Here is a 23,513-nt window from a genome sequence, read left to right as displayed (position 1 = left end):
CATCCCGAGCTTCAAGCCTCTGGCTTTAGCCATGGGGTATTATTTTTGAATGAGCGAATTTTGAATTTTGAATTCTTTTGACTCCCTCCCGCATGGGCTATTTTATCTTCGCTCCCGAGACAAGGGGAGGGAGAGTATAAGGATTTTGCAGAGGGGAGTTTTGGATTCATTTTTATGAACACAACAATCTGAAATCTTCAACAGCAATTTCAAATTGCTACTCAGCATCAGTGTTGTTGGTTTCAGTACCTTGCAGAGCCATTTCAAAGTTCATTCTCTGTTCGGCGTTACGCAAGAAATAACCGCTCATCATTGCGGAGGCAAGAAGACGACCCAAATGCTCTCTGCTGGTTGTGATGGTGACACCAAAGTGTTCAGAAGGCAAATTACCCAATAGCCCTGCAATATTGCGCTCCATCACCTGAAAGACTTCGGCAGAAGAAGGTTTAGATAACTGGGTCACTGTCTGTGGACTTAAGGATTTAACATACTGCCACAGCAAGTCGCTGGTTTCTGACTCACTATCAAAAAATTCTGAAACTCGATTTGATGGGTTACTCACGTTATACCTCCTTTAGTAGGACAACTGCCATTAGTGTTAGTTCAGTCGTGAATGCCTTTGATGTATATGACAAAACTTTTGCTTTCGTATGTTCCTATGAACTAATGTAACAGTCGAGTTAGAACTACCAAAGTCGGTGTAACCGTACCAAAAGTAACGGATTGTCTCACCTAAGTGCCATTTGTTAAGTGTCATTTGTCATACCTTGCGCTTAGACCCACTGACGAGGTCTACGAGGATATACGTCATTTGTCCTTTGTGAACAACTTATGACATGACAAAGGACAAACGACAAATGACTAACTTGCCAGATATTCATTTATATCGGCTTTCAACTTACGGAGTTTAGTTAAGGCTTCCCGCTCAATTTGCCGCACTCGCTCGCGGCTAATATTGAGGATTTCACCGATGCTGGCGAGAGTATGTGCTTGCCCATCTTTCAAACCAAAGCGCAGGGATATGACTTCCTTTTGCTGTGGAGTAAGTTCCCCCATGAGACGCTCTAAATCATATGATAGAGAAGATTGAGCAACAAATTCTTCTGGAGAAACTCCTGGGTCTTCCAACATTTCCCCGAGTTCTGTATCGTAATTATCTCCCAACCGCAAATCCAAAGATAGGGGGACACGTGCCTTTTCCAGATATTCTCGCACTTGTCTAGGAGTCAATTCCAATTCTTGTGCTAATTCAGAAGGTGTGGGGGCGCGTCCTAGTTTCTGAGATAACTGTCGCTGCGCCTTTTTGATTTTATTCAATTTCTCAGTTATGTGGATAGGCAACCGGATGGTACGACCTTTTTCTGCGATCGCCCGCGTTATGGCTTGACGAATCCACCAATACGCATAAGTAGAGAACCTGTAGCCTTTGGTTGGGTCAAACTTTTCTACACCCCGCTGCATCCCTATGCTACCTTCTTGAATCAAGTCGAGTAGATCTACATTGCGCTTGATGTACTTTTTAGCTACAGACACAACGAGTCGCAAATTTGCTTCTACCATCTTACGCTTGGCAATCTCAGCGTCTGCGATTGCTTCGTTCAACTCTGTTGGTTCTAGCCCTGTCGCTTTTGCCCACTCTTCTAAAGTTGGTTGACGACCTAAGCCGATGGCAAACGACTCCCTCACTTCGTGCAATGCTGTTGCACGCTGCACCTGTTTGCCATAATGTATTTCCTCCTCATGGGATAATAGTGGCACACGGCCAATCTCACGCAGGTAAGTCCGCACGAGGTCTGTGGCTGTCTGAGCGGTCTTCATGGCACTACTCTTCGGTTTTGACGGGTTTGACAGAATGGTAAGAAAGCTGATAGATGCCTTTTCTTGCATGTTTACTCAGTTAGACTGGGTACCCATGCTGTGTTTCACAACTTACGCGCCAGGGTAAACAAGGGCGGCTAATTGTCTGCAAATTTGGTTCTTAATTGCTAGAACTTACAGCTATTTCCCCTTTTTCTCAAGTATCTATAGTTAGATCGAAGGTAACCAGTCCAACATTTTTTCTTTAGGTATTGTTAATAATTGTAACATTTATGAGAATTCTTGACTAGCTGTTAGGCTGCAGTTTTGTAGGCGCTCCCTGTCATTCAAGCCTAATACATCATTCAAATATTGTCTAGAAACTTCTTTAATAAATGTATATGCAAAAAGAAAACTTTCTAAGAATTATTAAAATAAATCAACAATAACCATCATTCTTTGTCTATAGTCATTGTTTTATTTTTATCTCAACTTGAAAACCTGAGCAGGCTGAGCTATTTATTTTATTTTTACTGAAAATTTGCTTGCAGTAAACTAGCCGGTTTACCGTATCTTAAGTAGCTTATGATCAATATCGACGATGGCACAATCGTTTTGCTATTGTATTTTGACTGACTCGGGAGCAGGACAACGAGCGATCGCAGTCGGTCGTTGTCCTAAGGTGGCGATTGGGAAGACAGCGCATAGTTCAAAGGGCGATCGCTGCAAGCGTAGAGAGTGTTACTGACAGATCAGACTCGCTAACCACCCTACCCAATACATTTCGGTTCGTGATACCAAGCCTGAAAAATCATTGTGACTTTTTTTAGCGCCCAAAAGATAATTCATAATTGATAATTATGTTACTTCGGGAGATTTAAACTCCACCTAAAACAAGACTGCTTAGTACAGCATTTCATTAATTCGTAACGTTTTTAAACGCAGAGGAGCGCTGTGAACCAGTGCTCTTGGTAGGGTTTCCCGGAGCAGGCAACTGGTGTAAGCGCAAAGCCCACACTACGTGTTGGCGGAGCCTGTCCGCAGGACTTACGCCGTCAGGCGTGCCGCAGGTATACCCGAAGGGAGGGAAACGCAAAGGTACACAGAGTCTTCCTTGTGTACGAAGTACATGAAGTCTCTTGCAAAAGACAAATTTATGAAAATTAAACCACAGATGGACACAGATGCACACAGATAAATAATTAGTGTTAATCTGTGTGTATCTGTGGTTCTCTATATCTTTAAATGATACTTTTGCAAGAAGTATAGTGAACTGATAACTGACTTAACAAGGAAGAAGAAAGTTCTTTTTAGATGAAGTTGATAATAGGCTCGCCTGGTTTTGCCTTTTGGAATTTAGTACCAGTTTCACCTGTCACAAGTTTTCGTTGTACCTTGACGTAAGCGTCATCGGGTAGGGAAACATAACCAACTGAATCAATCCATTTCCAAGAATTGTCTAAATAGAATTTAAGAAACTCTTTGACTGCTGGTTTACTATCCAGCGACTTCTTGCTGACATAAACGAAAAGGGGACGAGACAAAGGAGTATAGATATTTTTTACAACATTGTCTACTGGAACTGGCTTTTCACACTTTCCTTTTGGACTTTGTACGCCAACTAAATTCAGCTTGTCTTGGTTTTGCAAATAATAAGATATGCCAACATATCCAAGAGCTGTAGGATCGCCTGCAACTCCTTGCACAAGGATGTTTTGATTGTGACTAGGAGTGTAGTCTGTGCGGCTATTTTTGGCTTTGCCAGTAACAGCTTGTGTGAAATAATCAAATGTTCCAGTATCTGAAGCTGGAGCATAAAGCTTGAGCGGCTTGTTGGGAAACTTTGAATTGACTTGATTCCAACTGGTGATTTTGTTAGTGGATTTGGCATTCCACATTTTCTTAAGTTCATCAATAGTCAAACATTGGGCAAAGTTGTTTTGACGATTGGTAATGACGGCAATCCCATCAAGGGCAATAGGTAGTTCTACAAAGTTAATGCCCTTCTTTTTACAGGTTTTGATTTCTTCATTTCTGAAGGTACGTGAAGCACCCACGATATCAATATCTCCAGCACAAAACTTACTGATGCCGCCTCCAGTACCACTTGAAGCAACACTTACTTTGGCATTAGGTTGAACTTTTTGGTATTCTTCTGCAACTGCGAGAGAGATGGGAAAACCAACAGCTGCACCATCCACACTCACCTCTTTTTTCTTCTCTTCAGCACTGTTGCAAGAAGTTATGCCGAAAGTCAGAACTATTAGAGATGTGAGTAAAGCACGACTTTTTAATTGATAGCAAAAGCTCATAATCTATAATCCTGTGTTCTTTGAAATACTGTTTTAAGTTATGACGCAAATAAGTTTGCATTATTTTGGGGAACAGGACAGCCCAGCCCACAAGAATTTGAAAAAAATTACAGCAAGCTTATTTGTGGTGCCTGACTTTTCGGTGTTCTAGTTGGACTTTGATAAAGAATCTAGAGACGAATTAGTTACAGCGCATTGCAAGTAAATGACAGTACAACGCGCTTTGTCTAAAAACAAGACAAGCGAGCAAATTTTACTTCTGACTTCCGACTTCTGACTTCTGGCTCCTGAATTCTGCTGTATTATGCCTTACTAGCAGTCCAAACTTTGTCAAAAATTCCCCCGTCATTGAAAAACTTCTTCTGGAGTGAATCCCAACCCCCCAAATCTAGAGCAGTAAAGAAGGTTTGAATTTGGGGATACTTTTTACTTGCTTCTTCTACTACGTTGGGGTTAACGGGACGGTATCCTAACTTAGCAAATTCTTGTTGCGCTTCTGCTGAGTAAAGAAAATCGATAAATGCTTCTGCAACTTCTCTGGTACCGTGCTTCTCAACGTTTTTGTCCACAACTGTGACAGGGTTGTCGATGGAAATGTTAACTCCGGGTACTACATAAGGCAGTTTCTCACCTTTCTGCTCAGCCAGAAATACCTCGTTTTCGTAGTTGATTAAGACATCTCCCTTTCCTTGCTGGAAAAATAGATCGCTCGCATCACGCGCACTTGCTGTTAGCACGGGGACGTTTTTATAGACTTTGGTGGCAAAATCCAGTGCTTTCGCCTCGTCACCGCCTGTTTGAGTCACCGAACCCCACAAAGCCAAAAATTCCCAGATAGCAATACCAGAAGTTTTGGGATTAGCAGCAATCAGCTTGACGCCATCTTTTGCCAAGTCTTCCCAAGTATTGATGCCTTTGGGATTACCAGGGCGGGTGACGATAGTTGCTACGGAGCGGCTGACAATGCTACCTTTGGCAGCTTCCACTTCCCAATGGGGTTGAATTAAACCTGCTTGTTGAATTTTATTAACGTCAAGCGGAAGTGCTAGGTGTACCACATCTGCTTCTATTGAGCCTTTAATCACCGCATCGGCTTGGGAACCAGAGCCACCATAGCTCCGCTCAAAAGTTACGTTTTGATTGTGTTCTTTTTTCCACTTTGCTACAAATTTGGGAATGATTTGATCGTGAGCTGCTTGAGTGACTGAGAAAGAAACGAGGTTTAATTTTACATCAGCTTTGGAAGCTGAACTGCTTCCACAGGCAGCGATCGCCACGCTCAAAGTCGTTCCTAGCAAAAAAAGGCACACAAAGTCTCGAAGTGAACGTCGATTCGACCAACTTGGTATTTGTGATTTCTGACTCCAGTGTCTAATTCCTCGCCAGACTTTAACAACATAAGTCTGAGTTTCCTCGATCCAGTAGATCCCTGATTTTTTCATATCTTGCCAGTTGCTCATCAAGATTCTCCGACACAATTACGGTAACTATAGTGCTTTACCGTACTTTTGCGGTATTATAAGTCAATCAACCAATAGTTTTCATCTGCCATTCATCTTTCTTTAATTAATTACCCACGTGGGTTATATCAAGTCCGGTTAAATACTTATCATTACCTGAGTAACCCCACCCCGGTAAAGCTGCGCTTCACCTCCCCGGATCGCAAGCGGTGAGTAAGCGCGCTGCAGGCGGGTTTCCCACGCCCAGGCGACTGGCGTAAGCGCAAGCGCACGCCAAGGGCGAAGGCGTAGCGTGCCGTGCCTCCTCCGGAGGACGCACGGTACAGGCGATAGCCGTGGCCGTACCCACTAGGCATACCCGAAGGGGGAGAGGATTGAGGGGTGGGGTGCAGTTAACGTGGAAATCATAACTAAATAGCCGGACATGATATTACAAGATCCCCGACTTCTTTAAGAAGTCGGGGATCTAATCTGCCCACTCTCCAAGGATGCTACTTAGTTACCGTTGTGTATTCTTGGATAACCTTCACATCTAAGGTTGTATTTTGCAAGGAACGGATAGCAGCGACAATGGCTTTTGCCCCGGCAATCGTGGTGGTAATGGGGATTTTGTAAGCTAAAGCTGTACGGCGAATGAGTCTACCATCACTTTGCGCTTCTTCCCCAGAAGGCGTGTTGATAATCAATTGAATTCTGTGGTTTTTAATTGCATCCAAGACGTGAGGACGACCTTCATGCAGTTTCAGCACCAACTCCACATCTAAACCGTGTTCATGAAGGACGCGACTTGTACCATCCGTCGCCATCACAGCAAAGCCCAAATCGATAAATTCTTTGACCACAGGAACCGCTGCTGCTTTATCGCGATCGTTCATCGATACGAACACTGTACCAGTCATGGGCAAACGCTCACCAGCGCCCAATACTGCCTTGGCAAAGGCGCGTCCAAAGTCACTGTCAATACCCATGACTTCGCCAGTAGAACGCATTTCCGGTCCCAAAATGATATCAGTACCAGGGAATTTGTTAAATGGCAATACGGCTTCTTTCACTGCAATGTGGTCTGGAATGACTTCTTGGGTGAAGCCTAGCTCCTCCAAGGTTTGACCTGACATAATTAATGATGCGAGTTTTGCCAATGGCACGCCAGTTGCTTTAGATACAAATGGTACAGTGCGAGAAGCACGAGGATTGGCTTCGAGAATGTAAACTTGGGGCGAAGAACTTTGCGTGCCAACAACGGCAAATTGAATATTCATCAACCCTATGACATTAAGTGACTTCGCCAACTCCACCGTCCAAGTACGAATTTGCTGTAAAACGATTGGTGGTAGAGAAATAGAAGGTATTGTGCACGCAGAATCTCCCGAGTGAATTCCTGCCTGTTCAATGTGTTCCATTATACCGCCTATGACCACTCGTCCAGTGTGGTCGGCGATCGCATCTACATCAACTTCAATGGCATTTTCCAAAAACTTATCAATGAGAATCGGATGTTCCGGTTCTACCTGCACGGCAAAAGTCATGTAACGTTCTAACTCTGCATCAGAGTAGACAATTTCCATTGCCCTTCCCCCTAACACGTAGCTAGGACGCACCACCACCGGATAACCAATGCGTTTGGCAACGACCAAAGCATCTTCATAGGTGCGGGCGATACCATTTGGTGGTTGGGCAATATTTAACTCTTGAAGAACTTTCTCAAACCGTTCTCGGTCTTCTGCGATATCGATAGAATCTGGTGAAGTCCCCCAAATTCGAGTCCTGAGTGGTGAGTTTGGAGTGCTGAGAACTTTTTGGAGGGGAACGGAAAGCTTCAATGGAGTTTGCCCACCAAACTGAACAATTACCCCAACTGGGTTTTCCGCTTCGATGATATTCAGCACATCTTCTTTTGTCAGCGGCTCAAAATACAAGCGATCGCTCGTATCATAATCTGTGGAAACTGTTTCCGGGTTGGAGTTGACCATAATTGTCTCATACCCCGCGTCTTTTAAAGCAAAGGCAGCGTGGCAACAACAGTAGTCAAACTCAATTCCCTGTCCTATACGGTTAGGACCACCGCCCAAAATCATCACCTTGGGTTTATCTGTCGGCATGATCTCCGTTTCGTCTTCGTAAGTAGAATAGTGATAAGGAGTAAATGCCTCAAATTCTGCTGCACAGGTATCTACCGTTTTGTAAACTGGAATCACACCAAGTTGTTTGCGGTAAGCACGGACTTCATCTTCGGTGGTTTTGGTAGCGAAGGCAATCTGGCGATCGCTAAATCCCTGCCGCTTCACATCATACATTTGCTGTTCTGTCAACTGCTGCAACGGTGTCCGCTTCAGAAACTTCTCCACCTCCAGCAGTTCCTGCATCTTATCCAAGAACCACGGGTCAATACCCGTTAACTCGTAGATTTCCTCAATACTCATGCTTAGCAACATGGCATGACGTACAGCAAATATGCGTTCAGGGTTTGGTGTCCGCAGATGGGCGCGAATTTGTTCACCACTAGGTAATTTTTCCTTTTGGTCGCAACCCCAACCTGCGCGTCCGGTTTCCAGGGAACGCAACGCCTTTTGAAACGACTCGTTAAAAGTCCGCCCAATTGCCATCGCTTCCCCTACCGACTTCATTTGTGTTGTCAGCACAGCTTCAGCGCCAGGAAACTTTTCAAAGGCAAACCGGGGAACTTTTGTGACGACGTAATCAATAGTTGGTTCAAAAGAGGCTGGTGTTTTCTTGGTGATGTCATTGTTAATTTCATCAAGCCTGTAGCCAACAGCCAGCTTCGCCGCTATCTTAGCGATGGGGAAACCTGTGGCTTTGGAAGCCAAAGCCGAAGAACGGGACACACGGGGATTCATCTCAATGACAACCACGTCTCCATCTACAGGATTGACGGCAAACTGGATATTAGAACCTCCAGTTTCCACGCCTATCTCGCGGATAATGTTAATTGCCATATCCCGCAGCCGTTGGTATTCTTTATCGGTGAGGGTTTGAGCTGGGGCAACGGTAATTGAGTCTCCGGTGTGGATACCCATCGGGTCAAGGTTTTCGATGGAACAGATAATCACAACGTTATCTGCCAAGTCGCGCATCACTTCCAGTTCGTATTCTTTCCAGCCAAGTAGGGACTGGTCGATAAGAATTTGCGACACGGGACTCGCATCTATACCTGCTTGTGCCATTTCTGCAAATTCTTCTTCGTTGTAGGCAATCCCGCCCCCTGTACCACCCAATGTGAAAGCAGGACGAATAATCAGGGGATAGGTGCCAATGTGTTTGGCGATCGCCTTGGCTTCTTCCAAAGATGAAGCTGTCCCACTCGGACACATCTTCACCCCTATCTTTGTCATCGCTTCGTTAAAAAGTTTCCTGTCTTCGGCTTTTTCAATGGCTGGGAGTTTAGCGCCAATTAACTCAACGCCGTACTTTTCCAACACCCCATTTTTCGCCAAAGCGACAGCAATGTTGAGGGCGGTTTGTCCTCCCATTGTCGGTAGTAGGGCGTCGGGGTGTTCTTTGGCGATGACTTTTTCAACTAATTCCGGTGTCAGCGGTTCGATGTATGTGCGATCCGCTATTTCCGGATCGGTCATAATTGAGGCGGGATTCGAGTTGACCAGCACCACTTCGTAGCCTTCTTCTCGCAATGCTTTACAAGCTTGAGTGCCAGAATAGTCAAACTCGCTGGCTTGTCCAATCACGATTGGACCAGACCCGAGTAGCAGAATCTTCCTGATATCGTCACGGCGCGGCATAGTCGTTGCTTTTGAGTAAAAAAATATAAATCCTGATTATTTTAAGGGTCTTCACCCATTAGTCCCTTTGTTTATTATCAGCTTTTCTTAGTTCTCTATATACAGAGGGCATAGGGGACAAGTTATAGGTTACAGCTTTTTTGCTATGTCCTATCGTGTGTACCCTGTTTTTTTATTGGCTGGTTTTAAAGGTCTTATTTTATTCATTTATCATGCTATGGTGATTTTTCTTTTGCAACTCTTTTCTATTTAAAATGGTGACTTTTCTCAATAAGCAGATAATCATTTTTGACAAATGCCTCAACGAAAAATTTCGTCTTTTATTCATATGCTAATCTTGCTAAATAACAATATTTACTAACTACCTTGCCGAACAATAGAAGTTAACCCCGCATATTTTTTTGTTAACTTGTATGAAAAAATGGCAGAGAGGTAGGGCGTCTACCTCTCTGCCATTTCTTAATAGTTGTTTAACAATCAGTACTTACAACTTTTTTTTCCAGTCTAGTTAAACCACTCACTATTATGACTGCGTTAGTTTTGAGCAGGTTGAACAAATCCCAAGGTTAAGCTATCCTTGGCAAGGAAGTGAGCCAAGTGGTAAGCCCTTTCTTCTGTTTTTAACAGGATTTTTTCGTATAAATAGCGGGTAGCGCGATCGCCCAAACTTTCTGCCTGTGCAGCTTGGCGGCGGATCACACCAAGAATCGCTTGTTCTGCCTTCAGGTCATTTTCTACCATCTGACGGCAAGAATAGACGCCATCGGGTTCTTGCTCAAAGCAGGTTAATTCTACCAATTTGCGCAAGTTAGCAACGGGTACTCCGCCCAGTCCATCTAAGCGTTCTCCAATTTCATGGACATGTTCTTGGACTTCGTTGTAGCTTTCGTTAAAAAACTCATGCAGAGAGTAGAATTCTGCACCATCAACTACAAAGTGATGCTTTTGGTATTGCAAGTACAGTGCTTGGAAACTTGCTAATACGACATTAAATCCTTCACAAACCGGCTCAGTTACACTTTTGTCCAAGAGGACAGGATTGTCATAGACTTGACCAAAATTCCGTAACAAAGTTTGCGTTTCAGACATTGTTGTTCTCCTCGCTTTTGGCAGATAGCAATCCTAACTGCTTAGTCTCTACATCTTAACATTTTAAAAATCATAGCAAGCTCAATTATTTTCACAATCTTTTGAGTTTTGTATTAAAAATAAGCCCTAAGTTTGATCGCTTTTTAGAGATTTCCACACATATCATCCTTAATGTTATCCAAAATACTGATTTTTTTCAGTAAGTGTGCATTGTATTATTTTCAACTGAGGGAAAGTTTAAGAATGCTTATAAATTTTATTTTTTTTCAAAAATTACTGAGAAAAGTTTGCACTTAGGTTATTCTTATGTAAAGAAGCTAAGTACAGATGACCATAAAAGGGGGTTCAGAATTGCCTTAAGGGATAATTGATTTCCCAGATTTGGCATAATTTTGATTTCCGACCTCTATGAATGACAAGTTGTACTAAGCTCCTAACAAACAAAAAATTATGGGAGTCAAGGTGCGTACTTACTGCAAAACTATTGCATTTTTAGGGGGATTGTCTTGAAACCGTCAATTTTAGAACCGCAGGTAAAGTACATCGTTGAGGTAAATTGGGCAGATCGCTGGCAAATATATCGACGCTTGCAGGAACTAGACATTCCTTGCCAGTGTGAGACAAACCAGCCATTGACAGTTGAAATAAGCAATCCTACAGCCGCCATACAACTTTGGAGTGTTATGCGGCAATTTACTACTTGCCGCCAAGACTTAATTGGGACTCTGAAAAAATGCTGGCAGTATCGCACTTAAAAGCTTGCTGTAGCTAAACTTAGTCAAAAATTAGTCAAAAATAGGTCAAAGAAATGAGTAAATTCCACACAACCGAAGTTTCCGAATTTTGCCTTGAGGGAAAGCTTCTAGATTTTGTCATCAAAGATGGTTACAACCTCAAAGGCTTACTACTGCAAACTACCGACGGTGAATGCTACGTTAAACTCGCTAAACATTTACGTGCTAGTTTTGACTTGCGTTTACCCCCAGGGACTTGGTTGCAAGTTGTCGGAGAAAAAAAGCACGACCAGAAAACGGGCGAAGTGAAACTCAAGGCACAGCGAGTGATGGCGGCTTCACCAGACGCAGCGACATTGAGACATAAAGACGTCCACAGAGAAAATGTCTCCGTGTCCTCTTCTAGTAACGCCAAGCCAAAAAAAGCTACTATATTAGTCTGTCAAAAGTCTGATTGCATGAAACGGGGCGGCACAGGCGTTTGTCAGGCTTTGGAAGCGGCTGTAAGCGCTCGCGGTTTAGAGTCAGAAGTGACGATTAAAGGAACTGGTTGCATGAAAAATTGCAAAGCCGGACCAAACTTGGTGATGCCAGACAAAACTCGCTACAGCCGTATAAAAGCTACACAAGTCCCTGCACTGATGGACAAACATTTTGGCGGTGACAGCGTAGACAACGAGCAAGATCAGGAAAGTAAAGTAACGTGCTTATCGCAAGCTGAGTGCTGACAGTTGTAGCACTACTAGATTAATGGGAAAATCTACTAAGAATTTTATTAGCGCTGTTGTTCAAAAACTCACTCGTGATTTTTGCAAAAGTTTTGCAAAATTTCTCATCAACCCGGTTTCTTTAAGAAACCGGGTTTATCATTTGTAACCAATTACAAAAGTAGAACTCAAGTAGGAAAAGTCTTAAGTTTTAACGCAGCTGTGCAAGGAAAGTAAAAAAGGATTACGCCTAAAAATCCAGTAAATCTTGTAGGTTTGTGCTGAAAACGCTTGTGCAGTTAAGCGAACATTGCGCCACTGGCGCTTGTAGCACCAGGATATAACTAAAAAGGAGAATTGATACACTTTCGTTAGATCAACGATGTTGGGAATCGTGCCAATTTTGCTGGTATTATCTCGGCAAGCACCCTAATTGGGCTAAGGCTAGAGAAGAAGCTGACATCAAGTGCCAAGTACTTGAAAACATTGTGACGATTAGCTTTTAGCCGTTATCTACCGAAGCACACAAAAGTTTACAGTGTTCCTCTTTTCATAAACCCCGGTTATCGGCGCTGCTATACTCAAAGCGAAGTCTACCCAAGGCAAGGCAGGTATAGGGGCATATGTTTACCGTCTACCATCTCAACGTCTCCCAGTCCGAACGCATCATCTGGCTACTCGAAGAACTAGAGTTGCCCTATGAACTGCGTGTGTACCAACGCGATCCGGTCACACAGTTTGCTCCAACCGAACTGCGAAGAGTTCATCCGCTCGGCAGTGCGCCAGTGTTGCGCGATGGCGAAATCGTTATGGCCGAGTCCGGCGCGATCGTCGAGTATGTACTAGCTCGCTACGGAAATGGACGGCTGGTTGTTCCTGTTAGGTCACCGCAGTATCCCGACTACCTGTACTGGTTCCACTACGCGAACGCCAGTCTGATGGCGCAGATCGGCGTGAACTGGATCGCCGCGATGGTCGCAGGGCCAAACAGCGACTCTCCATTATTGCCTACCCTACGCGAGCGGCTTGAGCGCCACTTACAGATGGTCGAAGATCATTTGTCACGAGCGGCTTACTTTGCAGGAGCTGAGTTCACCGCCGCCGACATCATGATGCACTTCCCATTTGGTACGATGAAAGCGTTCTACAATGTCGGTCTCGACAACCGTCCTTTTATCAAGGCGTGGCTGGCAAGGATTAGCGCTCGCCCCGGCTATCAGCGTGCAATGAAGGCGGCGGGACATGAGCGAGACCCAGCACTCGACTGGGGCGCAACGCGAAGCGCGTTTTGATGTCCGTGGGCAATTTGATGCACTACACCACTCGCCGATTTTAGGAATGCTACACAGATAATGATCCAACGAGATATTTAAGCAGGATTGGGCGTTCTAACTACATTGATTCCAAATGCTGACGCAACTTGCTGCTGAGAGCATCAATCACAGTAACAACGACCGACAGTATCAGGATCATAGTCGTTGCCTTAGTATACTCAAAGCCATCTATGTAACTTTTTAGCTCAAAGCCGAAGCCACCAGCACCAACAGCACCAAGAACTGAGGCAGCACGGATATTGTACTCAAACATCCATAAGGTGTAGCCTAACACCAAGGGTAGCACTTGCGGCAAGATACCATATTGGGCAATTTGGATTCGCGATGCACCAGCGACTTGCAAAGATTCTATAGAACGAGGGTCAACCGCTTCAATCGCTTGTTGATAAAATTTTCCTAGATAGCCAATTGTGTAGATACTTAAAGCCAGTGTACCTGCTAGTGGACCAAGTCCAGTTGCTGCGACAAATAGCAAGCCTAAAATAATCGAGGGGACAGAACGTACAGCATTTTGCAGGAAATTAGCTAACCATTGTAGCCAAACTGGGGCGACATTGCGGGCGCTGGCAATAGCAATAGGGAGAGAAAGCATTGCCCCTAGAGTCGTTCCTACCACAGACATCTGGACAGTTTCTACCAGTGCTTTGATTGTTTTATGGAAAATATCCCAACTTGTCTTTGGGGGAAACAACCGTGATACAAAATCAATAATATTGAACCAGCTTTGTTTTAATAGTCCAAAATCTACTTTCAGACCTTGGAATGCCCAACCATAAACCAAAATCACAACGCACAGGATGAGTAGGCGACTCACCCAAGAAAAGCGTTTCCAAACATGAGAGAAATTTTTCATGAAACAAAAAATTTGCCTACTATGTGCGATCAACTTGATTGTGCTTGAGCAAATTTAGCTTGCAGATTATCACAACATCCATCGTAAACAATACGTCCAGCATCTAACATAATTGCACGCTGGGCATACTGCGCCGCCACACCCAAATCGTGTAAAACTGTCACAATTGTCATACTTTGCGAGTGCAACATAGATAAAGTTTCCATCACCTGTTTGGATGCTTTGATATCCAATCCTGTGATGGGTTCATCTGCTAGTAGGATTTGAGGAGATTGCATCAAAGCACGAGCGATCGCCACTCGTTGTTGTTGTCCGCCGCTGAGTTGACCTGTTTTTTGATAAGCTTGCTCTCTTAACCCTAACTGTTCCAGCAGTTCCAACGCTTGACGACGGTCATTTTTAGGAAACCCAAACAGCGTTTCCCAAGTTGTCCTAGCGCCAAGGCGTCCGCACAGCACATTCTCAATTGCCGATAATTGCCGAATCAATCCGCCGCCCTGAAATAGCATACCAACATCACGTCGAATATGAGGCAGCGTGCGTGGAGTTAATTGTACACCATTGATCCCAATTGCTCCCCGCACGATTGGTACTAACCCAACTAAAGAACGCAAAAGCGTAGACTTACCCGCGCCATTGAGTCCCAGCAATACGACAAACTCACCCTGATGAATCTGGAGATTAATTTGGTTAAGGATAGGACGATTCAAAGCTGCGGAATAAGCAGTTTCTACATCCTGACACTCAATGACTGGCTGAATCATGTGCGCTTAGGCATTTCAATTATTTAGAAACCATGTAGTAGTCTGTCCCATTAGTTTTGCGGGGTTGTGAAAGTTTGTAGTCAGGGCTTTAGCCCTTGAAATTGAGCGATAAATCGCTCACTACGAACCCACCAGAATTAATGGGACGAACCAGTAGTGGCGTGGCAAGCCTAAATTGGTGTATTAGAATTCTTTTGTGGGATGGGCATCTTGCCCGTCCAGTGCAGGCAAGATAAGATGCCCGCACCACAAGATTTAGATTTTATGCACAACTTTAGTCTTGACACGCCACTACTAACTACGGGTCAATTCCTGCGTTCTTAAGCGCTTCACGAATTGGTGCTAAATGCTTATTATGGTCAACTTTTACCAATTCTGTGGAGTTATACAAGCTGCGAAGCAATTCGTTGTTTTGTGGTTCATTTAACTTCAGCATGGCATTGATAATTCGTTCGCGTGTAGCAGCAGGAACATCATCATCAATAGCTACGCCGTGTGCTGGAACTCCAGGGATTTTATAGAGAACTCGTAACTGGCTTTTTTCAGCATCCGTAATATACGGAGTGTTGAAAGCATATTCTGACACAGCCCCTACATCTGCTTGACCTTGCACAACAGCTTTTAACGCTTTACTGTAATCGCCACCGTAAACAACTTGACTGAAGAAAGCGTCTAGGCGATCGCGATTTCCCACAAGTTTCTGTTTCACCAACTCACCCACAGGGAAGATAAACCCCGATCCAGAAGTTGGCGAAGTAAATGCCATTCTTTTCCCCCGCAACTGTTCCAAAGTTGCTTTCGATGTGCCTAAAGTTTTGAGCGAGCTATCTTTGGGGACAACAAAAATTGAATTATAAGTGTATCTTCCAGAGTAAGTCGGACGTACCTCTGCTAAATACAAGCGTGCGCCTGCGAGTTGTTCAGCTTTCAAAGCCGGACGGCTGCTTAAAAAAGCCACATCAGCGGTGTTTCCTCTTAAAGCTTCTACAGCAGCTGTATCATCGCCGATTTTTGCCTGAACTGGTGTTCCTAGTTCTTTGGACAAAAATGTCGCGACTGCATTTGCTTTATTTTGCAAGTCTGTAGAATCAGACCTATTAGGAAAGATAACTGTTAAAGTTTTTTGCTCTGCTTGAGCAACTAATGTTGAACTCTTCTGATTTCGGCTTGAGTTAGCAATTGCTTGCATACCTCCAAAGCAACCAGCAACTAACCCTGTCAACACTGCAAACGCAGCCCCAGCACTCAATAAACCCTTTTTCCTCACACTCATTTGCCACCCTCCATTAGAAAAGTTTCTTAATAATTTTGCGAATTTGTTTTAACAAGATTGTTATTAAGAGAAAATATTATTAAGCTTTTTGGAGAAAAAGTCAATCAGTGCTGAGTCGTTCTTTGGGTATTGGCTAGAAAACTTGAACTGAGAACCCCACCCCCAACCCCTCCCCGCAAGCGAGGAGGGGGGGAATAAGCTTGATGGTTCCAAATTTAAAATGCACATTACTATAGCTGAAAAACAAGATCCCCGACTTCTTAAAGAAGTCGGGGATCTGTGTCTCAGTGCAACATCTCAACGCGATCGCCTACGGCGGGGCGCAGCCCATCGCTTGGTTAAGCTGCAAAGATCGCCCGCGTGGTCGGTTACAATAAATGCGATCGCTTCGTTAAGCTGCGAAGATTGCTAATTTTCAGTTTCATTAGGATGTGCTTGTAACCAATTTAGCAAGTCACCCATTGCTGTAAAATCTAATAAGGCTTCGCCAAGTGCTTCTAAATCTTCGAGTGGAAGAGCCTGTACTTGCTTTTTAACGTCTTGAGATAGCTCTCCTACTCGTCTTTGTAGTAGCCGCACAATTATAGTCTGTCCCTCTTCTTGTTTTCCACGTTCGTAGCCAATGCGCTCGCCTGTAGTGATATAGCTCATTGCACGCTCCTGCTCAAACTCCTTAAAATCTTGCCAAAACTCTGCTTCTAATGCTTTTGGTAAAATCATAACCCAATCCACGAAGCGGTAAAGGTTACGAATATCTTTTTCGGGAAAACCTAATTCGTACAATCGGCGAATTAAGCTAAATTTCCAAGTTTTGCGTTCTCCTAGCTTTTTACTCGTCTGCTGTGTTTTCAAATGTGCCATCACAACCGTTGCAAAAGGATTATCGCTCTTCTCTAATTCCGTCCAACGGTTTTGATAATCGAGAAGCTTGATGGTTCCAAATTTAAAATGCAGACTCGTATCGGGATAATTATAACTGTATTGATTTGGTCGCCATGTCAGGTCTGTATCACACAAAATCGCTAAACTAATGGCTGGTTTCGCAAATCTGTCAAAAATTCGTAGGTTGTAGGAAAACATTCTTTCTGCAAAGTTATCTTCCGGTTTTGCTTGGATTTCGACATGGATTAACAGCCAAATTTCCTGTCCTTCAATTTGCCAAACTTTCACTAATTTATCTGCGTATCTTCTTCCCTGTTCGGCATCGCGGGCTATTTGTTGGAATTCTTTATCCAGAAATTCATGGGGACGTTCCCAATTAATTAATGCAGCTGTTTGAGGAAAGAAGAATTGCATTGCTTGGGGAAAGTAGGCTTCTAAAATTTCTTTCCACGGTGAATCATTATCGACCCTTTCGCGTTCGGAGGTCATGAATGAGCTTGGTATATGGTACTGGTGTTTCAATTATCAAGCTTACGGTGCAATATAGCAGTTCTCATTGACACTGCGAAGATCGCACTCCATCGAAAAACAAGATCCCCGACTTCTTAAAGAAGTCGGGGATCTGTGGCTCTTTAAATTTGGTATGGGACGCTGGCGCTGACACAGCTGACGCTTTGTTAAGATTCATCAGAATCTGAATCTTTATCTAAGTATGTTAAATCTTTGCCCTCAAGAATTGTTCCTGCAAACTTTGCCCCTTCACGCTTAGTCTTTTTAAGATTCGCCCCTTCAAGATTCGCCTCTACAAGATTCGCCTCTACAAGATTCGCGCCTTCAAGATTCGCGCCTTCAAGATTCGCCCCTCCAAGAATCGCCCGTTCAAGAATCGCCCCTCCAAGATTCGCCCGTTCAAGATTCGCCCGTTCAAGAATCGCCCATACAAGAATCGCCCGTTCAAGAATCGCCCCTCCAAGATTCGCCCGTAGAAGAGCCGCCCCTTCAAGATTCGCGCCTTCAAGATTCGCGCCTTCAAGATTCGCCACTTCAAGATTCGCCACTTCAAGATTCGCCACTTCAAGATTCGCCCCTTCAAGATTCGCCCGTTCAAGAATCGCCCCTGCAAGATTCGCCCCTGCAAGATTCGCCCGTTCAAGATTCGCCCCTGCAAGATTCGCCCCTTCAAGAATCGCCCCTTTAAGATTCGCCCATCCAAAATCTTTCCAGACTAAAATGCAATCTTGTAAATCTAAAAAACTCAAGCAACTTAAGCAAAACACTTCAGCATAAGCATCAACTCTTTGCCCATGCAGTCGGGAAATCCAAGTACCAAAAGCTTCAGGAGAATGCCATTCAATATGAGAAATTTCTTCTGTCACTCTAGCGCAAGCATTCAACACAGCTAACAATGCTTCTTCCGCATTACGTGCAAGTCGGTTTTCTTCTTGAAAATTAGGTCTAGGTTCTAATTTTTCCATCGGCATTCCATGACGCAGCATAAAACTAATCAACTGGCATAGTGTCTGCTGCCATTTGCCAACTTCAGCTTTATCCTTCAACCGCATTTCATTGACAACAAAGTTCAAAATGTACTCATCCATAGCGGTTGAACCGCATAGCTTTGCCCAGTCTTTTAAAGCTTCCTTTTCATTCCAATTTACATATGAATATGCTTTGCTAATTTCTGGCATTTCATGAAGACGCTTGACTTCATCTACAATGCGTTTTGCCGTCAAATACTCACCAAAACTCTTGTGAGTAAATTCAAAAGTTTCCTCGCTTCCCTTCAGACCACTTTGGCGAAAATAAAAAGCAGTTAACAGACGAGTGACACTGGCTTTTTTATCTTGTTTAAAAATATTGAGAACACGTTGTAAGGTATCGCTGTCACAATTCTTTTCAATTTCTGCGACTGTTGTTGTCCTTCCATCCCCTCCATGCCATGCAGCAACAGCAATTCCTTCTAGGATACGAACAAAATCTTTTTCCTCAATTCCCTTAAGTGCTAAATTTTTATGTGGCGAATTTTCATCAGCCCAAACCCGCTCATAAACTTGCTTTAATAAATCTGCATAAACTTCATTCAGGTTACTATCTTCAGAAAGTACCAACTCACCCCGTACATAACTTAGGGCAACTAAGTAATTAAGCAAGGGCTGGGAAGTAATTTCTTTAAGACGACCTTTATCTAACTCTCCTGGTAAACTAGTGTAACCGTGACCACTTGCTGTACCATAAAATTGCCACCATCGCTGCCGTTGGTCTTCTTTTAACAAATTTTGTTCATCAATGTAGTTTTTTTGATTAATTTCTTCTTCAGCTACAAAATAAGGCAGAATATGCAAGATTTGCTTTGGTTTGCGGAACTCACTCTTATTCCTTTGCACCACTAGTTCTCGACCACTCATTAAGACTCGCAAACGAATTTGAGAGAAATTAAAACCAGAAACTTGTTTCTGTACTTCACTCACAAACTTTTGAGCTACCTCTTCAGCGATTCTCCCTTGCATGGCTAGCTCATCTAAGCCATCAAAAATAATCAGTAATTGTAAAACATAATTTTCTTCTCCCAAAGGATTGGGAGGTAAAAGGAATGTCACGCATTAACTTGATAAATTTGCTAATGCCATCAACCAAGTCATCCTCTGGATTGAAAAGGTGCAAAGGAATAAATAACACGTGAAAATTTCTTTTTTTTACACCTTTTTTTGCCTGTTTTGCGGCGAACATTTTGGTAAAAGAAGATTTTCCACTTCCTGGTCCTCCACTAATAACGCGGATAGTATCTGTTTTGTCATCTGTATTTAACCACTCTTCTAGTTCTTTTTCTAAATCAACAACTATTTGCTCAGTCTTATCATTTTCACCCTCAGCTTTGCGTTCATAGTATCCACGTAAAGGAACATAAACATCTTTCAAGGTAAAAGCTTCATCAAAAATTCGTTGATTGACTTGGTTTTGCAGCCATACTGAATACAAACGCCATGCTAGTTCTTTTTTACTTTCCCGTTCAATAACTGCATTAAAAGGGCTATTGAGTTCTTCTTGCAAAGGAGTATATTTATCACTATTTTCCTTCCACTCTTGTAGCAAAGCATAGAAAAACTCAGTAGGAAGCCTATCACTAATGGCTTTGACCTCTGCCTTATTAAGACGAAAACTCTCTAACCACTGGGCAAAAGGAGTTTTGACTGCTTCAAGAAAATAAGTTTCGTTACCTGTATCAACAGGAGTTTCATTGGATTTAATAATAAGCGATTCTATAGGGTCGTCAAAAAAGCCAGGATAAAGAGTTAGTTCTTTGTTTATTAAAAATGTGCTTAGACAATATTCAGAAAGCGCCACAATGATATTTTCGGTGACTTGCGTATCTATCTGTCGATAGTCTTTCACCAAGCTTTCTATTGCTTGCTTGAGAGAATGGAGAATTAGCAGCCAAGCAAGTTCTTCTGGTTTGTGTTTTAGCCCCAGTGATGCTCCAATGTCTACAACATTTTCTGGCACGTTGCTTAAATTAACAGTCGCAAGATTTGCTATTGTTTTGGCTAATGCTGTCCAAAGCTCTCGCTGCTTAATCTCAGGTTTCCTTATTACTTTATTGGGCTGAGTGACGCGAATTCTTGGTGTGCTGCTCATAGCCGTTGTATTATTTACGCTGGTAGAAATACTTATCCAATTTATTAAAACAACGTCTCACATCGCTTTTCCTAAAACATACCACTAATTTTCATAATTGATTGAGACCACAACTTGTAAGGTGGGCAGTGCCCTAAACTTATGTTCATATCCTACGGTTTTACTTAGCACGGCACACCCTACAGTCTCAAAACTAAAACACACCAGTAATTTTCGTAATTGATTGAGCAGGAGTGACATTCCACCCTCAGAAGCTCAACGTTGAACCTCAAAGCCTCACATTTCACCTTCAAAAGCTCAATGTTGAGCCTAAAAGGGTCAATGTTGACTCTCAAAAGGTCAAACTTCACCTTCAGAAGCTCAATGTTGACTCTCAAAAGGTCAAACTTTACCTTCAGAAGCTCAACGTTGACTCTTAGAAGCTCAATGTTGTTAACGGCGGTGCGTTAGGCGCTTTGCTCATGTTCTTCGTTACAAATCATATCCAAAGGGTGCGCCTAACACACCCTACTGGGTAATTTACTAAACTTGATGGGTTGGTAGTTAGCGCTTCAGCGCTAAAGCGCTAACTACTAACTAAACTGAGAATAGGATATTTCAAACCTTAACTAGCTGGAATATCCGATGCTTTTTTCTTAGTACGACGGGTAAACCTGCGCCCCATCTCATTAATAACCGCATCTAAACCCATCACGTTTCCACTTGCTTTGGCATAACTATAAACTGCTAGCGCTGATGTATACGCTTCACTTGCAGCCGTCATACACGTATCATCTACTAAGTCTTGCAGTTGCGTCAGAGATAGCAGCACAGGATATAACGCTTCGTACAACATCATATCCCGGCGCATCTCTTCCAAATTAAAAGAACGAGGAAGAAAATCTGGGTTTTGCGTCGCCACTTCTAAGGCTTTGGTGACAAAAGCCCGACTTTTATCTCCCATCTTTAGCATTGTGCGCCGCTCTTCAGTTGTCAAACCTATCAAAAACGGTAATTTTTCGCGAATGGTAGCAATAGCCTGCATGACTGCTTGGCGATTGCCCAAGGGGCAGTGGCAAAGCCAATCGCTTTGGGAAAGACTAGCACTGATACGATTGTCTGCCATTTTTGAGACTCCTTTGGGATACCTAAATACAGTGTTCCCAAATGAAGAAAAGCGAGCGCCACTTTTATTTACTTGAATTATCAAGCACCAATTGGTCATGCAATTTCATCATTTCACTCTATTCTTGAATTTCTACCGACACCGCATCTAATTCTGCTTCCAACTGTTCAACTGTAGGCAAACTTCTTTGTAAATTCTCCGGCAAAGCCTGTCTTAATTGATAAGTAGAAACACCAATCGGCTTATTCATATCGCGCAGAGCATATTCTACAATCGTCTTATTTCTGCTCTTGCACAAAATCATGCCAATACTGGGTTGGTCGCTTGGGTGTCGCAGTAAATCGTCCACAGCCGAAACGTAGAAATTCATCTTGCCAGAAAACTCCGGCTTGAATTCTTCAATCTTCAGGTCAATAACAACAAAGCAGCGCAAACGCAAGTGATAAAACAACAAATCAATATAAAAATCTTCGCCTCCGATTTCCAGATGATATTGACTCCCGACAAAGGCAAAACCTACTCCCAGTTCTAATAAGAAATCACGAATATGGTTAATCAACGCCTTCTCTAAATCGCGCTCTTGGCCGCTTTTCCTAAACTCAGGAAATCGAAATTATAGGGGTCTTTAATAATTTGCTGTGCCAGTTCTGATTGAGGTTTGGGAAGAGTACGATCAAAGTTAGTAACACTCTTTCCTTGTCGGTGGTAGAGTCCACTTTCAATTTGATGGACTAATATATTGCGACTCCAACCCTGCTCAATCGCTTTGTAAGCATACCACTTCCGCTCCTCTGTTAACTTGAGTTTTTCCATCAACGCAATGTTGTGATACCACGTAATTTGTGCAAGAGGTGCTTGCACAAATTGCTCATCCGGGTAAGCTTCAGCGAAAGCCCGCATATACTTAAGATTGCGAGACGAGAACCCCTTAATCTCTGGAAAAGCTTTGCGTAAGTCAGCAGCCAAACGCTCAATCACCTTTGCTCCCCAGCCTTGCTGTTGCTGTCGCCAAAGGATATCTCGTCCAATTTGCCAATACAACAATATCAATTCGCGGTTGACAGCAAGCGCCGCCTGTACTTGAGCTTGTCTTATACGTTCTTTGAGTTCGCCCAAGAATTCTTCATATTCTTGAGCAAGTGGTAACTCATTCGCCATAACTCAGCCTTAAACCACCGCAATACACTCAATCTCCACCAACACATCCTTAGGCAAACGCGACACCTGCACACATGCACGTGCTGGCGCTGTCGCTTCATCAAAAGACTTTGCATACACCGCATTCATCGCCGCAAAATCATTCATATCTGCCAAGAAAACACTCGTTTTCACCACATCCTCAAACCTCGCCCCAGCAGCCGTGAGAATCGCCTCCAAATTCGCCATCACCTGTTGAGTCTGCACAGTCACATCCCCCTCACCAACAATCTTCCCCGTACTGGGGTCAAGAGGAATTTGCCCAGCCACAAAAACCAACTCACCAGAAGCTGCGATCGCCTGATTATATGGTCCCACTGGTGCAGGTGCATTCTCAGTCCGAATAACCCTTTTCACTCATCTCCTCCTCCTTGGCGTTCTTTGCGACGCCAGTCGCCTGCGGAGGGAAACTCCCCTGCAGCGCTGGCTCCTCTTGGCGGTTCATTCTACTCCAACCTTGGACGTATACCATAATGCCGATACCGCCAATAATCATGCAGAAATCTATATCATGGTCAAAACATAAATTCTCAGGTACGCCCCAAGTACTCAAAAATTCCTATACCCTTAGCATCATCCCCGCCTTGGGTTCACCTGTCGCCGTTGCCAAAAACACAA

General features: G+C 43.5%; 22 protein-coding genes and 1 pseudogene. 6 read left to right on the top strand and 17 right to left on the bottom strand.

Translation table 11 applies throughout. The features are described from left to right. Window positions 1-217: 217 nt before the first annotated feature. Together V5G28_RS05205 and V5G28_RS05200 are read right to left on the bottom strand one after the other, a co-directional pair. On the bottom strand, window positions 218-562 hold the full coding sequence (locus tag V5G28_RS05205) for a DUF760 domain-containing protein (protein WP_332990444.1): 345 nt from the start codon (window positions 560-562) through the stop codon (window positions 218-220). Window positions 563-861: 299 nt separating this feature from the next. Beyond that, a complete protein-coding gene (locus V5G28_RS05200) occupies window positions 862-1,818 on the bottom strand; it encodes an RNA polymerase sigma factor, RpoD/SigA family (protein ID WP_332990442.1) in 957 nt (318 codons plus the stop codon). 580 nt (window positions 1,819-2,398) lie between these two features. Here V5G28_RS05200 and V5G28_RS05195 point away from each other — a divergent pair. Then, entirely contained in the window at window positions 2,399-2,545 is a 147-nt protein-coding gene (locus V5G28_RS05195) for a hypothetical protein (protein WP_332990440.1), read from the top strand. Between the two features lie 562 nt (window positions 2,546-3,107). On the opposite strand, the gene V5G28_RS05190 is transcribed toward V5G28_RS05195, so the two are convergent. From V5G28_RS05190 to V5G28_RS05175, 4 genes are all read right to left on the bottom strand, one after another. After that, on the bottom strand, window positions 3,108-4,109 hold the full coding sequence (locus V5G28_RS05190) for a PstS family phosphate ABC transporter substrate-binding protein (RefSeq protein ID WP_096568529.1): 1,002 nt from the start codon (window positions 4,107-4,109) through the stop codon (window positions 3,108-3,110). A gap of 302 nt (window positions 4,110-4,411) precedes the next feature. Next, window positions 4,412-5,569: a sulfate ABC transporter substrate-binding protein gene (locus V5G28_RS05185; protein ID WP_332990437.1), complete on the bottom strand. Its 1,158-nt coding sequence runs from the start codon at window positions 5,567-5,569 to the stop codon at window positions 4,412-4,414. 491 nt (window positions 5,570-6,060) lie between these two features. Then, on the bottom strand, window positions 6,061-9,324 hold the full coding sequence (gene carB, locus V5G28_RS05180; RefSeq protein WP_332990435.1) for a carbamoyl-phosphate synthase large subunit: 3,264 nt from the start codon (window positions 9,322-9,324) through the stop codon (window positions 6,061-6,063). Window positions 9,325-9,858: 534 nt separating this feature from the next. Next, complete coding sequence (locus tag V5G28_RS05175; RefSeq protein WP_096568537.1) at window positions 9,859-10,413, bottom strand: Dps family protein; 555 nt, start codon at window positions 10,411-10,413, stop codon at window positions 9,859-9,861. A gap of 506 nt (window positions 10,414-10,919) precedes the next feature. Between V5G28_RS05175 and V5G28_RS05170 the strand changes: the two genes are divergently transcribed. The 3 genes from V5G28_RS05170 to V5G28_RS05160 all read left to right on the top strand — a co-directional run bounded on the left by V5G28_RS05170 (window position 10,920) and on the right by V5G28_RS05160 (window position 13,146). Continuing rightward, on the top strand, window positions 10,920-11,168 hold the full coding sequence (locus V5G28_RS05170; RefSeq protein ID WP_096568541.1) for an Asr1405/Asl0597 family protein: 249 nt from the start codon (window positions 10,920-10,922) through the stop codon (window positions 11,166-11,168). Between the two features lie 53 nt (window positions 11,169-11,221). Continuing rightward, the gene (locus V5G28_RS05165; RefSeq protein ID WP_332990431.1) at window positions 11,222-11,875 is read left to right on the top strand and encodes a (2Fe-2S) ferredoxin domain-containing protein; all 654 of its coding nucleotides are present in this window, start codon (window positions 11,222-11,224) and stop codon (window positions 11,873-11,875) included. 602 nt (window positions 11,876-12,477) lie between these two features. Next, the gene (locus V5G28_RS05160; RefSeq protein ID WP_332990429.1) at window positions 12,478-13,146 is read left to right on the top strand and encodes a glutathione S-transferase family protein; all 669 of its coding nucleotides are present in this window, start codon (window positions 12,478-12,480) and stop codon (window positions 13,144-13,146) included. A 100-nt stretch (window positions 13,147-13,246) separates the two neighbouring features. Here the strand turns inward: V5G28_RS05160 and phnE are convergent, their stop codons facing one another. Together phnE and V5G28_RS05150 are read right to left on the bottom strand one after the other, a co-directional pair. Then, window positions 13,247-14,041 carry a phosphonate ABC transporter, permease protein PhnE gene (gene phnE, locus V5G28_RS05155; RefSeq protein WP_332990427.1) on the bottom strand — a complete coding sequence of 265 codons (795 nt, stop codon included), beginning with the start codon at window positions 14,039-14,041 and terminating at the stop codon, window positions 13,247-13,249. Window positions 14,042-14,070: 29 nt separating this feature from the next. After that, the gene (locus V5G28_RS05150; protein ID WP_332990425.1) at window positions 14,071-14,805 is read right to left on the bottom strand and encodes a phosphonate ABC transporter ATP-binding protein; all 735 of its coding nucleotides are present in this window, start codon (window positions 14,803-14,805) and stop codon (window positions 14,071-14,073) included. 95 nt (window positions 14,806-14,900) lie between these two features. On the opposite strand from V5G28_RS05150, the gene V5G28_RS05145 reads away from it, so the two are divergent. Then, entirely contained in the window at window positions 14,901-15,041 is a 141-nt protein-coding gene (locus tag V5G28_RS05145) for a hypothetical protein (RefSeq protein ID WP_332990423.1), read from the top strand. A gap of 62 nt (window positions 15,042-15,103) precedes the next feature. Here the strand turns inward: V5G28_RS05145 and V5G28_RS05140 are convergent, their stop codons facing one another. Next, the gene (locus tag V5G28_RS05140) at window positions 15,104-16,078 is read right to left on the bottom strand and encodes a phosphate/phosphite/phosphonate ABC transporter substrate-binding protein (RefSeq protein ID WP_332990421.1); all 975 of its coding nucleotides are present in this window, start codon (window positions 16,076-16,078) and stop codon (window positions 15,104-15,106) included. A gap of 220 nt (window positions 16,079-16,298) precedes the next feature. On the opposite strand from V5G28_RS05140, the gene V5G28_RS05135 reads away from it, so the two are divergent. After that, window positions 16,299-16,490: a hypothetical protein gene (locus V5G28_RS05135; protein WP_332990419.1), complete on the top strand. Its 192-nt coding sequence runs from the start codon at window positions 16,299-16,301 to the stop codon at window positions 16,488-16,490. On the opposite strand, the gene V5G28_RS05130 is transcribed toward V5G28_RS05135, so the two are convergent. From V5G28_RS05130 to V5G28_RS05095, 8 genes and pseudogenes are all read right to left on the bottom strand, one after another. Further along, window positions 16,487-17,449 carry a DUF4351 domain-containing protein gene (locus V5G28_RS05130; RefSeq protein ID WP_332990417.1) on the bottom strand — a complete coding sequence of 321 codons (963 nt, stop codon included), beginning with the start codon at window positions 17,447-17,449 and terminating at the stop codon, window positions 16,487-16,489. The two genes, V5G28_RS05135 and V5G28_RS05130, sit on opposite strands and share 4 nt — an antisense overlap. Before the next feature lie 188 nt (window positions 17,450-17,637). Further along, window positions 17,638-19,557, bottom strand: coding sequence for a pentapeptide repeat-containing protein (locus V5G28_RS05125; RefSeq protein WP_332990413.1), 1,920 nt, complete (start codon window positions 19,555-19,557; stop codon window positions 17,638-17,640). After that, the gene (locus V5G28_RS05120) at window positions 19,487-20,593 is read right to left on the bottom strand and encodes a hypothetical protein (RefSeq protein WP_442994221.1); all 1,107 of its coding nucleotides are present in this window, start codon (window positions 20,591-20,593) and stop codon (window positions 19,487-19,489) included. The genes V5G28_RS05125 and V5G28_RS05120 overlap by 71 nt, the downstream gene beginning before the upstream one ends. A 604-nt stretch (window positions 20,594-21,197) precedes the next feature. Further along, window positions 21,198-21,698, bottom strand: coding sequence for a hypothetical protein (locus tag V5G28_RS05115; RefSeq protein WP_332990409.1), 501 nt, complete (start codon window positions 21,696-21,698; stop codon window positions 21,198-21,200). Window positions 21,699-21,816: 118 nt separating this feature from the next. Next, window positions 21,817-22,257 carry a DUF1016 domain-containing protein gene (locus V5G28_RS05110; protein ID WP_332990407.1) on the bottom strand — a complete coding sequence of 147 codons (441 nt, stop codon included), beginning with the start codon at window positions 22,255-22,257 and terminating at the stop codon, window positions 21,817-21,819. 8 nt (window positions 22,258-22,265) lie between these two features. After that, window positions 22,266-22,856 carry a DUF1016 N-terminal domain-containing protein gene (locus tag V5G28_RS05105; protein ID WP_332990405.1) on the bottom strand — a complete coding sequence of 197 codons (591 nt, stop codon included), beginning with the start codon at window positions 22,854-22,856 and terminating at the stop codon, window positions 22,266-22,268. Between the two features lie 9 nt (window positions 22,857-22,865). After that, entirely contained in the window at window positions 22,866-23,252 is a 387-nt protein-coding gene (locus V5G28_RS05100) for a RidA family protein (protein ID WP_332990403.1), read from the bottom strand. Between the two features lie 89 nt (window positions 23,253-23,341). Further along, a pseudogene (locus V5G28_RS05095) lies at window positions 23,342-23,513 on the bottom strand (NUDIX hydrolase); the annotation flags it as partial.

Source organism: Scytonema sp. PRP1 (assembly GCF_036697665.2).
GTDB lineage: Bacteria > Cyanobacteriota > Cyanobacteriia > Cyanobacteriales > Nostocaceae > Kalymmatonema > Kalymmatonema gypsitolerans.
Note: the sequence above shows the minus strand (reverse complement) of the source record. Positions and strands in the feature narration are given on the sequence as shown.

Excerpts from the sequence above, each read along its gene's own strand:
- V5G28_RS05200 (WP_332990442.1), bottom strand. The coding sequence starts at position 1,818 with ATGAAGACCGCTCAGACAGCCACAGACCTCGTGCGGACTTACCTGCGT.
- V5G28_RS05195 (WP_332990440.1), top strand. The coding sequence starts at position 2,399 with ATGGCACAATCGTTTTGCTATTGTATTTTGACTGACTCGGGAGCAGGA.
- V5G28_RS05190 (WP_096568529.1), bottom strand. The coding sequence starts at position 4,109 with ATGAGCTTTTGCTATCAATTAAAAAGTCGTGCTTTACTCACATCTCTA.
- V5G28_RS05185 (WP_332990437.1), bottom strand. The coding sequence starts at position 5,569 with ATGAGCAACTGGCAAGATATGAAAAAATCAGGGATCTACTGGATCGAG.
- carB (WP_332990435.1), bottom strand. The coding sequence starts at position 9,324 with ATGCCGCGCCGTGACGATATCAGGAAGATTCTGCTACTCGGGTCTGGT.
- V5G28_RS05175 (WP_096568537.1), bottom strand. The coding sequence starts at position 10,413 with ATGTCTGAAACGCAAACTTTGTTACGGAATTTTGGTCAAGTCTATGAC.
- V5G28_RS05165 (WP_332990431.1), top strand. The coding sequence starts at position 11,222 with ATGAGTAAATTCCACACAACCGAAGTTTCCGAATTTTGCCTTGAGGGA.
- V5G28_RS05160 (WP_332990429.1), top strand. The coding sequence starts at position 12,478 with ATGTTTACCGTCTACCATCTCAACGTCTCCCAGTCCGAACGCATCATC.
- phnE (WP_332990427.1), bottom strand. The coding sequence starts at position 14,041 with ATGAAAAATTTCTCTCATGTTTGGAAACGCTTTTCTTGGGTGAGTCGC.
- V5G28_RS05150 (WP_332990425.1), bottom strand. The coding sequence starts at position 14,805 with ATGATTCAGCCAGTCATTGAGTGTCAGGATGTAGAAACTGCTTATTCC.
- V5G28_RS05140 (WP_332990421.1), bottom strand. The coding sequence starts at position 16,078 with ATGAGTGTGAGGAAAAAGGGTTTATTGAGTGCTGGGGCTGCGTTTGCA.
- V5G28_RS05135 (WP_332990419.1), top strand. The coding sequence starts at position 16,299 with ATGCACATTACTATAGCTGAAAAACAAGATCCCCGACTTCTTAAAGAA.
- V5G28_RS05130 (WP_332990417.1), bottom strand. The coding sequence starts at position 17,449 with ATGACCTCCGAACGCGAAAGGGTCGATAATGATTCACCGTGGAAAGAA.
- V5G28_RS05120 (WP_442994221.1), bottom strand. The coding sequence starts at position 20,593 with ATGAGCAGCACACCAAGAATTCGCGTCACTCAGCCCAATAAAGTAATA.
- V5G28_RS05115 (WP_332990409.1), bottom strand. The coding sequence starts at position 21,698 with ATGGCAGACAATCGTATCAGTGCTAGTCTTTCCCAAAGCGATTGGCTT.
- V5G28_RS05105 (WP_332990405.1), bottom strand. The coding sequence starts at position 22,856 with ATGGCGAATGAGTTACCACTTGCTCAAGAATATGAAGAATTCTTGGGC.